The 14,107-nt window shown below is 66.9% G+C and carries 10 protein-coding genes and 1 pseudogene; 10 read left to right on the top strand and 1 reads right to left on the bottom strand.

Annotation, left to right across the window (positions count from 1 at the left end):
- The 8 genes and pseudogenes from ftsW to lpxC all read left to right on the top strand — a co-directional run bounded on the left by ftsW (position 1) and on the right by lpxC (position 9,348).
- Positions 1 to 1,326, top strand: a complete 1,326-nt coding sequence (gene ftsW / locus ACUZUJ_RS03275) for a putative lipid II flippase FtsW (RefSeq protein WP_049443145.1) — start codon at positions 1 to 3, stop codon at positions 1,324 to 1,326.
- Positions 1,323 to 2,411, top strand: a complete 1,089-nt coding sequence (murG, locus tag ACUZUJ_RS03280; RefSeq protein ID WP_049443146.1) for an undecaprenyldiphospho-muramoylpentapeptide beta-N-acetylglucosaminyltransferase — start codon at positions 1,323 to 1,325, stop codon at positions 2,409 to 2,411. Before ftsW ends, murG begins: the two co-directional genes overlap by 4 nt.
- 40 nt (positions 2,412 to 2,451) lie before the next feature.
- Entirely contained in the window at positions 2,452 to 3,888 is a 1,437-nt protein-coding gene (murC, locus tag ACUZUJ_RS03285; RefSeq protein WP_014035986.1) for a UDP-N-acetylmuramate--L-alanine ligase, read from the top strand.
- Positions 3,885 to 4,847, top strand: a complete 963-nt coding sequence (locus ACUZUJ_RS03290; RefSeq protein WP_049443147.1) for a D-alanine--D-alanine ligase — start codon at positions 3,885 to 3,887, stop codon at positions 4,845 to 4,847. The genes murC and ACUZUJ_RS03290 overlap by 4 nt, the downstream gene beginning before the upstream one ends.
- A pseudogene (locus ACUZUJ_RS03295) lies at positions 4,844 to 5,521 on the top strand (cell division protein FtsQ/DivIB); the annotation flags it as partial. The gene ACUZUJ_RS03290 and the pseudogene ACUZUJ_RS03295, both read left to right, overlap by 4 nt.
- Positions 5,522 to 5,589: 68 nt before the next feature.
- Positions 5,590 to 6,825 (top strand): cell division protein FtsA, encoded by a 1,236-nt coding sequence (gene ftsA / locus ACUZUJ_RS03300; protein WP_005408083.1) that lies wholly within the window; start codon positions 5,590 to 5,592, stop codon positions 6,823 to 6,825.
- A 170-nt stretch (positions 6,826 to 6,995) separates the two neighbouring features.
- Positions 6,996 to 8,231 (top strand): cell division protein FtsZ, encoded by a 1,236-nt coding sequence (ftsZ, locus tag ACUZUJ_RS03305; RefSeq protein ID WP_005415297.1) that lies wholly within the window; start codon positions 6,996 to 6,998, stop codon positions 8,229 to 8,231.
- A 205-nt stretch (positions 8,232 to 8,436) separates the two neighbouring features.
- On the top strand, positions 8,437 to 9,348 hold the full coding sequence (gene lpxC / locus ACUZUJ_RS03310) for a UDP-3-O-acyl-N-acetylglucosamine deacetylase (RefSeq protein WP_008267619.1): 912 nt from the start codon (positions 8,437 to 8,439) through the stop codon (positions 9,346 to 9,348).
- A gap of 281 nt (positions 9,349 to 9,629) precedes the next feature.
- Here lpxC and ACUZUJ_RS03315 read toward each other — a convergent pair whose 3' ends face one another.
- Positions 9,630 to 10,079 (bottom strand): DciA family protein, encoded by a 450-nt coding sequence (locus tag ACUZUJ_RS03315; RefSeq protein WP_014035989.1) that lies wholly within the window; start codon positions 10,077 to 10,079, stop codon positions 9,630 to 9,632.
- 12 nt (positions 10,080 to 10,091) lie between these two features.
- Between ACUZUJ_RS03315 and ACUZUJ_RS03320 the strand changes: the two genes are divergently transcribed.
- Positions 10,092 to 11,048, top strand: a complete 957-nt coding sequence (locus tag ACUZUJ_RS03320) for a M23 family metallopeptidase (protein WP_164116059.1) — start codon at positions 10,092 to 10,094, stop codon at positions 11,046 to 11,048.
- Positions 11,049 to 11,323: 275 nt separating this feature from the next.
- Entirely contained in the window at positions 11,324 to 14,056 is a 2,733-nt protein-coding gene (secA, locus tag ACUZUJ_RS03325) for a preprotein translocase subunit SecA (protein ID WP_458220769.1), read from the top strand.
- The last annotated feature ends 51 nt before the right edge of the window (positions 14,057 to 14,107 follow it).

Here is a 14,107-nt window from a genome sequence, read left to right on the forward strand (position 1 = left end):
ATGAACGACCTGTCCCGCCAGGCAACACGCCTTGAAGCCATCGAAGGCAGCTACGACAAGTGGCTGCTGGGCGCGATCATCGCGCTCACCGGTGTCGGCGTGGTGATGGTGGCGTCCAGCTCGATCGCACTGATGAGCAGCCCGTTCTACTACCTCAACCGCCACCTGATCTTCCTGGCGGTGGGCATCGTGCTGGCGGTCATTGCCGCCCGCACCGAGCTGAAGTCGATCGAGCAGTACAACCAGATGCTGCTGCTGGGCTGCTTCGTGCTGCTGCTGGCGGTGTTCACGCCGGGCCTGGGCAGCACCGTCAACGGTGCGCGCCGCTGGATCAACCTGGGCATCTCCAAGTTCCAGACGGTCGAAGCGGTGAAGGTGCTCTACATCGTCTGGCTGTCCAGCTACCTGGTGCGCTTCCGCGACGAGGTCAATGCGACCTGGCCGGCGATGCTCAAGCCGCTGGGCGTGGCCGGTGCGCTGGTGGTGCTGCTGCTGCTGCAGCCGGACTTCGGTTCCTCGACCCTGCTGCTGGCGATCACTGCCGGCATGCTGGTGCTGGGTGGGGTGAACATGCCGCGCATGTCGATGCCGGTGATCATCGGCCTGGTCGGGATGAGCGCGCTGGCGATCATCGAGCCGTACCGCATGCGCCGCATCACCTCCTTCCTGGACCCGTGGGCCGACCAGCAGGGTGACGGCTACCAGCTGTCCAACGCGCTGATGGCGGTCGGCCGTGGCGAATGGACCGGCGTCGGCCTGGGCAACTCCGTGCAGAAGCTCTACTACCTGCCGGAAGCGCACACCGACTTCATCTTCTCGGTCACCGCCGAGGAATTCGGCTTCCTGGGTACCTGCGTGATCGTGGCGCTGTACGCGCTGCTGGTTGGCCGCACCTTCTGGCTGGGCATGCGCTGCGTGGAAATGAAGCGCCACTTCTCCGGCTACATCGCCTTCGGCATCGGCCTGTGGATCAGCATGCAGACCTTCGTCTCGATCGGCGTGAACCTGGGCATCCTGCCGACCAAGGGGCTGACCCTGCCGCTGATCTCCTCCGGCGGTTCGTCGGTGCTGATGACCTGCGTGGCGATGGGCCTGCTGCTGCGCGTGTCGTATGAACTCAAGCGCGCCGAGCGCCGCCAGGCCGTGCGCATCGGTGGCGCCGAAGACGCCGCTGCCGAGCCGATGGACGAGCCCGCCGCACCGGTGGCCGCCAGCGTGCCGATGAGTGCCGAGCCGGTCGCCTCCGCGTCAGCTGCAGCGAACGCCGCACGCGGCACCAGCCGCCTGCAGTCGCGCATCGAACCCACCTTCGGGAGGCTGTCATGACTGCAGCCACCGAGAGTGGGCGTCCGGTGATGATCCTGGCCGGTGGTACCGGCGGTCACATCTTCCCCGGCCTGGCCGTGGCCCGCGTGCTGCGCGAGCGCGGCGTGCCGGTGACCTGGATGGGCGCCGACGGTGCGATGGAAACCCGCCTGGTGCCGCAGCACGACATCGCCATCGACACGCTGGCCATCACCGGCCTGCGCGGCAAGGGCAAGCTGGCCCTGCTGGCTGCACCGTGGCGGCTGATGCGCGCGCTGCGCGCCGCCGGCCTGATCATCCGCCAGCGCCAGCCGCGCGCGGTGGTCGCCTTCGGTGGCTTCGCCTCCGGCCCCGGTGGCATGGCCACGCGCCTGCATGGCCTGCCGCTGATCGTGCATGAGCAGAACCGTGCACCGGGCCTGACCAACCGCATCCTGTCGCGCTATGCGCGTCGCCTGCTGACCGGTTTCCCGGGCACCTTCGCCAAGCGCGAGGAATTCGTCGGCAACCCGGTGCGCGCGGAAATCGCTGCCATTGCCCCGCCGGAACAGCGCTTCGCCGACCGCCAAGGCCCGCTGCGTGTGCTGGTGGTGGGCGGCAGCCAGGGCGCGCGTGCCCTCAATACCGGCGTGCCGCAGGCGATTGCCGCGCTGGGCGCCGGCGTGCCGGTGCAGGTGCGCCACCAGAGCGGCGAGAAGATGCATGCCGAAGCGGTCGAGGCTTACGCCAAGGCCGGCGTGCAGGCTGAAATCACCCCGTTCATCGCCGACATGGCCGAGGCCTTTGCCTGGGCCGACCTGGTCGTATGCCGCTCCGGCGCATCCACGCTGGCCGAGCTGTGCGCGGTCGGTGTCGGCAGCGTGCTGGTGCCATTCCCCGCCGCCGTCGACGATCACCAGACCCGCAACGCGGAGTACCTGGTCGAGCGCGGCGCGGCGGTTTTGCTGAAGCAGGACGGAACGCTGGCCGACGGCATTGCCGCACTGCTGCGCGATCTGTCCGAAAATCCCGCCCGCCGCATGCAGATGGCGCAAGCCGCGCGTGCCCTGGCCAAGGTCGATGCCGCCGAGCGCATCGCCGATATCATTCTCGAGGAAGCTGTATGAAGAAGGCATGCCACCGCGCCTGCCCTGCGCGAGGCCGCGCATGATCCGTCGCCTGCACGACACCAACGACCTGGTGCGCGCGTTCCCGCGCGTGCATTTCGTCGGCATCGGCGGCACCGGCATGAGCGGTATCGCCGAAGTGATGCTGACGCTGGGCTATGAAGTGTCCGGCTCGGACAACGCCGACAACGTGGCGACCCGCCGCCTGGCCAGCCTGGGTGCGCGCATCATGCGCGGCCACTCCGCGGCCAACGTGCTGGGCACCGACTGCGTGGTGGTCTCCAGCGCCATCCGCGAAGACAACCCGGAACTGATGGAAGCGCGCAGCCAGCGCATTCCGATCATGCCGCGTGCGGCGATGCTGGCCGAACTGATGCGCTTCCGCCGCGGCATCGCCGTGGCTGGTACCCATGGCAAGACCACCACCACCAGCCTCACCGCTGCGGTGCTGAGCGAAGGTGGCCTGGACCCGACCTTCGTGATCGGCGGCCAGCTGCTGGCCGCCGGTGCCAACGCCAAGCTGGGTGGCGGGCAGTGGCTGGTGGCCGAGGCCGATGAAAGCGATGGCAGCTTCCTGCGCCTGAACCCGCTGATGTCGATCATCACGAACATTGATGCGGATCATCTGGAGAACTACGGCAACGACTTCGCCCGCGTGCAGGCGGCGTTCGCCGAGTTCCTGCAGCGCCTGCCGTTCTACGGCCTGGCGGTGCTGTGCATCGACGATCCGGAAGTGGCGGCACTGGCTGCCAAGACCCCGCGCCACGTGATGAGCTACGGCATGAGCCCGCAGGCCGACGTGCGCGCCGAGAACGTGGTGCAGGAAGGGTCGCGCATGCGCTTCACCCTGCGCCTGCCGCAGGGCACCAGCCAGGAAGTGGTGCTGGCGCTGCCGGGCAAGCACAACGTACTCAACGCGCTGGCCGCCGCTGCGGTGGGCTGGCAGCTGGGCGTGGCACCGGACGCGATCGCACGCGCGCTGGAGGGCTTCGCCGGTGTCGGCCGTCGCTTCAACGATCTGGGCGAGGTGACCACCGCCAGCGGTGCCAAGGTCCGCATCATCGACGACTACGGCCATCACCCGAGCGAGCTGGAGGCGGTGTTCGCCGCCGCCCGTGGCGGCTGGGCTGACAAGCGCCTGGTGGTGGCCTTCCAGCCGCACCGCTACAGCCGTACCCGCGACCAGTTCGACAAGTTCGCCGCGGTGCTGTCGAGCGTTGATGCGCTGGTGCTGAGCGAGGTCTACCCGGCCGGCGAAGAACCGATTGCTGGCGCCGACTCGCACGCGCTGGCCCGTGCCATCCGTGCGCGCGGCCGCAGCGAGCCGGTGGTGGTGGGCAAGGCCGCCGAGCTGGCCAGCGTGCTGCCGGACGTGCTGCAGGACGGTGACCTGCTGCTGATGATGGGCGCCGGCGACATCGGTGCCGTGGCCACCCATATCGCGGTGGAAGGTTTCAAGGGGGAGGGCCAGGCGTGAGCACGCTGACCTTCCCGCCGCTGCGCGTGACCGACCCGGCCGGGTTCGGCCGCGTCGCCGTGCTGCTGGGCGGCAGTTCCAGCGAACGCGAGGTGTCGCTGGACTCCGGCCGCAACGTGCTCGAAGCCCTGCAGTCGCGTGGCGTCGATGCGTTCGCGGTGGATGGCATCCCGGCGCTGGCCACGGCGCTCGCCGCCGGTGGCATCGACCGCGTGTTCAACATCCTGCACGGCCACAACGGTGGCGGTGAGGACGGCATCGTGCAGGGCCTGATGGACGCCTTCGGCGTTCCGTACACCGGCTCTGACGTGCTGGGTTCTGCGCTGAGCATGGACAAGATCCGCACCAAGCAGGTGTGGTTGTCGCTGGGCCTGCCGACCCCGCAGTACCGCAAGGTCACTGCAGAAGACGTGCACGCCAATGCCGCCGAACTCGGTCTGCCGGTGGTGGTGAAGCCGGCCAACGAAGGCTCCAGCGTGGGCATCAGCCGGGTCACCGATGACGCCGGCCTGGATGAAGCGGTGGCCCTGGCCGCGCGCTACGACGGCCAGCTGCTGATGGAGCAGATGGTGGTCGGCGACGAACTGACCGTGGCCATCCTCGGCGACGTCGCACTGCCGTCGATCCGCATCGTGCCCAAGGGCCAGTGGTACGACTACAACGCCAAGTACATCGCCGAGGACACCCAGTACCTGTGCCCGGGCCTGGACGGTGACGACGAAGAAGAGATCCGCTGCATCGCGCTGGCCGCGTTCCGCGCTGCTGGCTGTCGTGGCTGGGGCCGCGTGGACGTGATGCGTGATCGTGCCAGCGGCCGTTTCTTCCTGCTGGAAGTGAACACCGCGCCGGGCATGACCAGCCATTCGCTGGTGCCCAAGGCGGCCCGCCAGGCCGGCATCGGTTTCGAGGAACTGGTGTGGCGCGTGCTGGAACAGACCCTGGAGGCCTCGCACGCATGAACGCAGTGCTGCGCATCTTCGTCTGGCTGTTGGCGCTGTCGGTGGTTGCACTGCCGGTGGTGGCCGTGGTCAATGGCTGGGTCGGCGCCGAGCGCTGGCCGCTGGCGAAGCTGCGCGTGCATGGTGAGTTCAAGCGGGTGCCGGCCGAACAGCTGCAGCAGGTGCTGCTGCCGTATGCGCGCGCCGGTTTCTTCGCGGTCAAGCTGCAGGACGCGCAGGACGCCCTGGAAAAGCTGCCGTGGGTGGAAAGCGCGCAGGTCCGCAAGCAGTGGCCGGACGTGCTGGAAGTGACCCTGGTCGAGCACAAGCCATTCGCACGCTGGGGCACCGACCGCCTGGTGTCCGAGCAGGGCAAGCTGTTCCCCACGCCGAAGAAACTGTCCGACCTGGCATTGCCCGAACTGGATGGCCCGGACAGCCAGACCGAAGAAGTGATGAAGCTGTACAGCGACTCGCGTGCATTGTTCGCACCGGCCGGCGTCGATGTGCGCCGGGTGACGATGGATGCACGCGGCAGCTGGTCGCTGGTGCTGAGCAACGGCACCGAAGTGGTGGTCGGCCGTGACGACGCGCGCTCGCGCATGCAGCGCTTCGTCAAGGTACTGCCGCAGCTCAACCGTCAGGACGCGCCGATCGAGCGCGCCGACCTCCGTTACACCAATGGTTTCACGCTGAGCTGGGGTACCCCGGCCACGCCGGCGAAAACGCCGGCGACCCCGGCCAGAAGCACGCAGGAAAGGACATGAATCGCAAGGGTGACAAATCGCTGATCGTTGGCCTGGACATCGGCACCTCCAAGGTGGTGGCGCTGGTGGGCGAGTATTCGCCGGGCAACCCGATCGAAGTGATCGGCATCGGCTCGCACGAATCGCGCGGGCTGAAGCGTGGCGTGGTGGTGGACATCGAATCGACCGTGCAGTCGATCCAGCGCGCGGTGGAAGAAGCCGAGCTGATGGCCGGCTGCGAGATCCGCTCGGTGTACGCCTCGATCTCCGGCAACCACGTGCAGTGCAAGAACTCGCCGGGCATCGTCCCGATCCGCGACGGTGAAGTGACCTGGGGCGACCTGGATCGCGTGCTCGACGCGGCCAAGGCGGTGGCGATCCCGGCCGACCAGAAGATCCTGCACGCGATCCCGCGCGAGTACGTGCTGGACGATTCGCAGGAAGGCATCCGCAACCCGGTCGGCATGACCGGCGTGCGCCTGGAAGTGCATGCGCACCTGGTGGTGTGCGCGCAGTCGGCCGCGGCCAACATCAGCAAGTGCGTGCAGCGCTGCGGCCTGCAGGTGGACGACCTGGTGCTGTCCTCGCTGGCCTCCAGCGTGGCGGTGCTGACCGCCGACGAGCGCGAGCTGGGCGTGGTGCTGGTCGACATGGGTGCCGGCACCACCGATATCGCCGTGTTCGTGCAGGGCGCGATCTGCCACACCGCCTCGCTGCCGATCGCCGGCGACCACGTGACCAACGACATCGCGCACATGCTGCGCACGCCGACCCCGGAAGCCGAGCAGATCAAGGTGCGCTATGCCTGCGCCCTGGCCCAGCTGGCCACGGCCGAGGAGAGCATCCAGGTGCCGTCGGTGGGCGACCGCCCGCCGCGCCGCATGCCGCGTCACTCGCTGGCGCAGGCCGTGCAGGGCCGCTACGAGGAAATCTTCGAGATGGTGCAGGCCGAACTGCGCCGCTCCGGCTTCGAGGAACTGGTGCGCGCCGGCATGGTGTTGACCGGCGGCGCTTCGAAGATGGAAGGCGTGGTCGAACTGGCCGAGGAAATGCTGCAGATGCCGGTGCGCGTGGGTATCCCGCAGCACGTCACCGGCCTGGGCGAAGTGGTCGGCAATCCGGTGCACGCCACTGGCGTGGGCCTGCTGCTGATGGGCAGCCAGATCGAGCATCCGCGGCGGCCGTCACTGCCGACCGGGCGCGCCGGAAGCATGTTCAAGAAACTCAAGACCTGGTTCCGCGGCGAGTTCTGACGCGGAACCCGTAAACCCGGGCCTCGCCCGGGCGCAACACCCGCAGTACCCGCATCACAACGCAATACCGGCAACACACAACCCACACAGCCGCAACGTCGGCATGCAGCAGGACGGCAGGACGCCCGAATGCCCATGCCAGCCAAAGCGGATACAACGAGGACACGGACATGGCGCATTTTGAACTGATCGAAAAGATGGCACCCAATGCGGTGATCAAGGTGGTTGGCGTGGGCGGCGGCGGCGGCAATGCCGTGGCGCACATGGTCAACTCGGCGGTGGATGGCGTGGAATTCATCACCGCCAACACCGACTCGCAGGCCATCAAGAATTGTGGTGCCAAGCTGCAGCTGCAGCTGGGTACCAACGTGACCAAGGGCCTGGGCGCAGGCGCGAACCCGGAAGTCGGCCGCCAGGCCGCGCTGGAAGACCGTGAGCGCATCATGGACGCGCTGCAGGGCGCTGACATGGTGTTCATCACCGCCGGCATGGGCGGCGGCACCGGCACCGGCGCCGCGCCGGTGGTGGCACAGCTGGCCAAGGAAATGGGCATCCTGACCGTGGCCGTGGTCACCAAGCCGTTCCCGTTCGAAGGCCGTCGCCGCATGCAGGTGGCGCTGAAGGGCATCGAGGAACTGAGCCAGCACTGCGACTCGCTGATCACCATCCCGAACGAGAAGCTGATCACCGTGCTGGGTCGCAACGCGACCATGATCCAGGCCTTCCGCGCTGCCAACGACGTGCTGCAGGGCGCCGTGCAGGGCATCGCCGACCTGATCGTGCGTCCGGGCCTGATCAACGTCGACTTCGCCGACGTGCGCACCGTCATGTCCGAAATGGGCCTGGCGATGATGGGTACCGGCACCGCCCGTGGCGATGACCGCGCCCAGGCCGCTGCCGAATCGGCGATCCAGAACCCGCTGCTGGATGATGTGAACCTGGCCGGCGCCAACGGCATCCTGGTCAACATCACCGCCGGTGCCGACTTCACCATGGCCGAGTTCGACGAGATCGGCCGCACCATCGATGGCTTCGCTTCCGAAGACGCCACCGTGGTGGTCGGCACCGTGCTGGACCCGGACATGCAGGACGAAGTGCGCGTGACCGTGGTGGCCACTGGCCTGAACCGCGTCTCGGCCAGCAAGACCCAGCGTCCGGGCGAGCGTGCGCCGATCAAGCTGGTCCGCAACGCCACCACCGGCCAGCCGGAGTTCGGCGAGTTCGACAACGGCGGCGATGCCGTCTCCAAGGCGGTGGGCGGCATGGGCCTGGGCCTGCGTCGCGCCAGCAGCGATACCGCAGCGGCCTCCGCACCGTCGGCCCCGGCCGCTTCGGCCCCGGCGGCGGCGGAGCTGCCGAACGATTACCTGGACATCCCGGCGTTCCTGCGCCGCCAGGCGGACTAAGCGGGGCGGCCCGGGGTTGTCCTCCCCGGGTTGCGTCACCATGTCCTGAAAACGCGGGCGCCGGGCCAGGATGGGCCCGGCCGCCCTGCTTCACGCGCGTCCCCGCGGCGTGCCGGTGCGTCCTGCCGGTGGCTGCATCTGGCGTTTCAGCCAGGGTAGGGGAGTGCGCGTGTTAATCTAATGTGTCACTTCCGGTCCATCCCCCATGATCCAGCAACGCACCCTCAAGAACACGATCCGCGCCACCGGCGTTGGCCTGCACAGCGGTGACAAGGTCTACATGACCCTGCGCCCGGCACCGGTCAACCATGGCATCGTGTTCCGCCGCGTGGACCTGGACCCGGTCGTGGAAGTACCGGCCAAGGCCGAACTGGTCACCGAAGTGACCCTGTGCACCGGCCTGACCTGCAACGACGCCAAGATCCAGACCGTCGAGCACCTGATGTCGGCGCTGGCCGGCCTGGGTGTGGACAACATCATCGTTGAACTGTCCTCGGCCGAGCTGCCGATCATGGACGGTTCGGCCGGCCCGTTCGTGTTCCTGCTGCAGTCGGCAGGCATCGTGGAACAGGATGCGCCCAAGCGCTTCATCCGCGTGCTGAAGACCGTGGAAGTGACCGAGGGCGACAAGGTGGCCCGCTTCACCCCGTACGAAGGCTACAAGCTGGGCTTCACCATCCAGTTCGACCACCCGATGATCCCGGCCAAGCAGTCGCGCCAGGAGATCGAGTTCTCGACGCTGGCCTATACCAAGGAAATTTCCCGCGCGCGCACCTTCGGCTTCATGCGCGACCTGGAATACATGCGCGAGCGCAACCTGGGCCTGGGCGGTTCGATGGACAACGCCATCGTGCTGGACGAGTTCCGCGTGCTCAACGAAGACGGCCTGCGCTACGCCGACGAATTCGTGCGCCACAAGATCCTTGATGCCATCGGCGACCTCTACCTGGCCGGTGGCCAGGTGCTGGGCGCCTACGAGGGCTTCAAGTCCGGTCACGCGCTCAACAACAAGCTGGTGCGGGCCCTGATGGCCGACGCCAGCGCCTGGGAATGGGTCAGCTTCGACTCGCCGGCCACCCCGGATCCGGTGGAATATGCCACCCCGGCCTACGCCTGATTCCGTAGATCGTTGAATTTCAAGATAAAAACGCCGCCTTCCAGGGCGGCGTTGTTGTTTCCGGCGCCGGCGACGCATTCAGCGTGCTTGAAAGGCGTCAAGGCCGGTTCAAGGTCACGGTTTTGTGAACCTGTTGGATCGGAAGCCTGAATTTAACGAAGTTTTAACTCCAATCTAACGACAGGCCCCCGGATGGCAGCTAGGATGCGACCCGGCCCCCGAAATGTTTCACGCCGTGGTGACACGCGCGACGGGGAGCGGAGCCGGATGCTCCGTTGCCATCAGGACCGTTTCTTCGGCTTCGAGGGAATGTCCTGCAGGCAAGCCAAGGCGTCGCGTAGCCCTTTGTGCGTGGCGGCTGAAACTGCGTGGGGGCCATTCCGGTTGTCGATCGCTGGGGAGCGTGAGGGAGTGGTGGACGCAGTCTTGATGGTCACCCTGGTGGCCTTCAGCCCGATGGAACGGGCCGCGTCGAGCAACTGGGCTTCGGCAAGCCGCAACTTGGCATGCCAGACCGGGGACTCGACGAGAAAAACGAGGTGTTCCCCGTCCACATTGGCCAGCCGGCAACGGCTGCGCAGAGGTGGCGGCAACTGGGGGCGCAACTGACGGTCCAGCGCGTCGAGCCACAAGGCACGCCGCAGCGGGTTCCCGCTTTTGTCCGCCATCACCGCATCCAGCGCCGGTTTCGGCACTGACGCGGGGCGAACGCTGGATTTCGGCTCAGACATGAAAACTCACTGATGGCATTCAAAAAGATCGTAATCAAAACGCGTGAAGGACAGGCCAAGGCGTCGCCCATCGCGCGTTTGCGGTTCTATTTCGAGGACCGCCCCCGCGCCCTGCTGGGCAGCGTGCTCGGGGTAGGCTGCATTATCGGCCTTGCCGGCGGCATTGGCGCCAGTGCGCTGAATGATTCGCGCCTGCAGGCCAAGGTCGACCGCCAGGATGCGGAGCTGGCCAAGGTCAAGCGCGATGCGCAGACCCAGGTCAACGCGCTGGCCGCCCGCCTCGGCGAGCTGCAGGCCCAGGCCACCCGCCTCAACGCCCTCGGCGAACGGCTGACCCAGATGGGCAAGCTGGAAGACGGCGAGTTCGACTTCAACGAGACCCCCGGCCTCGGTGACGGCGACGCAGGCGGCCCGACCAGTGACATCCCGGTCAAGGACGTCAACGCCGACTTACAGGTGCTGGAGCAGCGCTTTGCTGCTTCAGGCCGCCAGTTGTCGGTGATGGAATCGCTGATGTTCGACCACCAACTGCAGCAGAACGCCGTGCCCTCGCGCATGCCGATCCGCAACAGCTACGTGACCTCCGGCTTCGGCACCCGTGCCGACCCGTTCGGCCGCGGTGCCGCCACCCACAAGGGCATGGACTTCCACGCCAAGGTCGGTGACCCGGTGATGGCCGTCGCCGAAGGCGTGGTCAGCTTCGCCGGCGTGAAGGGCGGCTACGGCAACGTGGTCGATGTCGACCACGGTAACGGCTACGTCACCCGCTACGCGCACAATTCGCGCCTGGTGGTGAAGGCCGGTGACCTGGTCCGTGCCGGCCAGGAAGTGGCCAAGGCCGGTTCCACCGGCCGTTCGACCGGTGCCCACGTGCACTTCGAGGTGTGGGAGAACGGCAACGTGGTCAACCCGCGCAAGTTCCTCGGCGACGGCGGCAACACGCCGGTCGGCCGGGTCAGCCGCGGCTGATGCCCGGGTCGGATCCCTTCCGCGCCGCGGAAGGGCTCTGACCCGATGCGGTTGATCTGGTAGTGCCGGCCGCTGGCCGGCAATTCCTTTGCGGGGCCCGAACGAGGTTGCCGGCCAGCGGCCGGCACTACCCCACGGGGTTGAAACCCCTCGCGGCCGTCCCAAGCTACAATGGGTGTTGCCATCGACAGGGCGCCAGGCGCCCTGTTTCGTTTGCGGCGGACGGATCCCAAGGGGGAGGCCGGGCGTCGTGTCCATCCAACCCGGTTCCTTCAATGATCAACAGCCTGCTTACCCGCGTATTTGGCAGTCGTAACGAACGACAGCTGCGCCAGCTCAACCGCATCGTCGCCAAGATCAATGCGCTGGAGCCGGAGATCGAGAAGCTTTCCGACGAGCAGCTTCAGGCCAAGACGCCGGAGTTCAAGCAGCGCATCGCCGGCGGTGAAGCCCTGGACAAGGTGCTGCCGGAAGCGTTCGCGGTCTGCCGCGAAGCCGGTCGCCGCGTGCTGGGCATGCGCCACTACGACGTGCAGCTGATCGGCGGCATGGTGCTTCACCTGGGCAAGATCGCAGAAATGCGCACTGGTGAAGGCAAGACCCTGGTGGCGACCCTGCCGGTGTACCTCAACGCGCTGGAAGGCAAGGGCGTGCACGTGGTCACCGTGAACGACTACCTGGCCCGCCGCGACGCCGCGCAGATGGGCAAGCTGTACAACTGGCTGGGCCTGAGCGTGGGCGTGGTGTACCCGGGCATGCCGCACAGCGACAAGCGCGAAGCCTACGCGGCCGACATCACCTACGGCACCAACAACGAATTCGGTTTCGACTACCTGCGCGACAACATGGCGCTGTCCAAGGCCGACCGCTACCAGCGCGGCCTGCACTACGCCATCGTCGACGAAGTCGACTCCATCCTGATCGACGAAGCGCGTACCCCGCTGATCATCTCGGGCCCGGCCGATGATTCCCCGGAGCTGTACATCCGTGTCAACCGCGTCGTGCCGCACCTGGTCAAGCAGGAAGCGGAAGACGGCGAAGGCGATTTCTGGGTGGACGAGAAGGGCAAGCAGGTGCATCTGTCCGAAGCGGGCATGGAGCACGCCGAGCAGCTGCTGGTCGACGCCGGCATCCTCGACGGCGAGACCGAAGGCCTGTACGCGGCGCAGAACCTGACCGTTGTCCACCACCTCAATGCCGCCCTGCGCGCGCACGCGATCTACCAGCGTGACGTGGACTACATCGTGCGCGACGGCGAAGTGGTCATCGTCGACGAGTTCACCGGCCGTACCCTGGCCGGCCGCCGCTGGTCCGACGGCCTGCACCAGGCGGTGGAAGCGAAGGAAGGCGTGCCGGTCCAGCGCGAGAACCAGACGCTGGCGAGCATCACCTTCCAGAACCTGTTCCGCATGTACAAGAAGCTGTCCGGCATGACCGGTACGGCCGATACCGAAGCGTTCGAATTCCAGAGCATCTACGGCCTGGAAGTGGTGGTGATCCCGACCAACCGCCCGACCATCCGCAAGGACAGCCCGGACCAGGTGTTCCTCAACCGCAAGGGCAAGTTCAATGCGGTGCTGGCCGACATCGAAGAGTGCGCCAAGCGCGGCCAGCCGGTGCTGGTGGGTACCACCTCGATCGAAACCTCGGAAATGCTGTCCGAGCACCTGCGCAAGGCCGGTGTGAAGCACGAAGTACTGAACGCCAAGCAGCATGACCGCGAAGCGACCATCGTCGCCAACGCCGGTCGTCCGGCCGCGGTGACCATCGCCACCAACATGGCCGGCCGCGGTACCGACATCGTGCTGGGCGGTTCGCTGGAAGCGGAAATCCACGAGCTGGGCGAGGGCGCGACCGACGAGCAGAAGGCGGCGGTGAAGGCCGAATGGCAGAAGCGCCACGATGCAGTGAAGGCTGCGGGCGGCCTGCACATCGTCGGCACCGAGCGCCATGAATCGCGCCGTATCGACAACCAGCTGCGTGGCCGCTCGGGCCGCCAGGGTGACCCGGGTTCGTCTCGCTTCTACCTGTCGCTGGAAGACAACCTGATGCGCATCTTCGCCTCCGACTGGGTGCAGAAGGCCATGCGCATGATGGGCATGAAGGAAGACGACGTCATCGAGGACCGCCTGGTCAGCCGCCAGATCGAGAAGGCGCAGCGCAAGGTCGAGGCCCACAACTTCGACATCCGCAAGAACCTGCTGGACTTCGACGACGTCAACAACGACCAGCGCAAGGTGATCTACGCCCAGCGCGACGAGCTGCTGGATGCCGAGTCGGTGAAGGCGAATGTCGATGGCATCCGCGACGACGTGATCTTCGACATCGTTGCGCGCTTCGTGCCGCCGAACTCGATCGACGAGCAGTGGGACCTGCGCGGCCTGGAAGCGACCCTGGAGTCGGACTTCGGCCTGCAGATGTCGCTGACCGACCTGGTCAAGGAACACGAAGAGCTGGACGCAGAGGCCATCGCCACCAAGGTCCAGGAGCGCGTCAACCAGCACTTCGCCGAGAAGGAAGCCGGCCTGGGCGAAGAGACCATGCGCGCGCTGGAGAAGCACGTGATGCTGACCGTGCTGGACCAGAGCTGGAAGGAGCACCTGGCGCGCATGGATTACCTGCGCCAGGGCATCTACCTGCGTGGTTACGCGCAGAAGCAGCCGAAGCAGGAATACAAGAAGGAAGCCTTCGAGCTGTTCTCGGACATGCTGGAGAACGTCAAGCGCGAAGTGGTGACCCTGCTGGCCCGCGTGCGTATCCGCAGCGACGAGGAAGTGCAGGCCCTGGAAGCGGCCGAGCGCCAGCAGGTGCAGGCGCGCCTGAGCCAGTCGCAGTTCCAGCACCAGGATGCGGGCGGCTACAGCGCCGACGAGGAAGCCGCGCAGGTCGAAGCCGCCCAGCAGGGCGTGGCCACGCTGCAGCGCGACGAGCCGAAGATCGGCCGCAACGATCCGTGCCCGTGCGGCAGTGGCAAGAAGTACAAGCACTGCCACGGCCAGCTGAGCTGACCCCGAAAGGCCCCGCGCAAGCGGGGCTTTTCTTTCATGGCGGCTGTTTCG

It is taken from the genome of Stenotrophomonas sp. S4, assembly GCF_054187805.2.

Bases quoted from the DNA above. Each gene is read 5' to 3' on its own strand.
- ftsW (WP_049443145.1), top strand. From the start codon at position 1: ATGAACGACCTGTCCCGCCAGGCAACACGCCTTGAAGCCATCGAAGGC.
- ACUZUJ_RS03320 (WP_164116059.1), top strand. From the start codon at position 10,092: ATGGCATTCAAAAAGATCGTAATCAAAACGCGTGAAGGACAGGCCAAG.
- ftsZ (WP_005415297.1), top strand. From the start codon at position 6,996: ATGGCGCATTTTGAACTGATCGAAAAGATGGCACCCAATGCGGTGATC.
- murG (WP_049443146.1), top strand. From the start codon at position 1,323: ATGACTGCAGCCACCGAGAGTGGGCGTCCGGTGATGATCCTGGCCGGT.
- lpxC (WP_008267619.1), top strand. From the start codon at position 8,437: ATGATCCAGCAACGCACCCTCAAGAACACGATCCGCGCCACCGGCGTT.
- ftsA (WP_005408083.1), top strand. From the start codon at position 5,590: ATGAATCGCAAGGGTGACAAATCGCTGATCGTTGGCCTGGACATCGGC.
- ACUZUJ_RS03315 (WP_014035989.1), bottom strand. From the start codon at position 10,079: ATGTCTGAGCCGAAATCCAGCGTTCGCCCCGCGTCAGTGCCGAAACCG.
- murC (WP_014035986.1), top strand. From the start codon at position 2,452: ATGATCCGTCGCCTGCACGACACCAACGACCTGGTGCGCGCGTTCCCG.
- secA (WP_458220769.1), top strand. From the start codon at position 11,324: ATGATCAACAGCCTGCTTACCCGCGTATTTGGCAGTCGTAACGAACGA.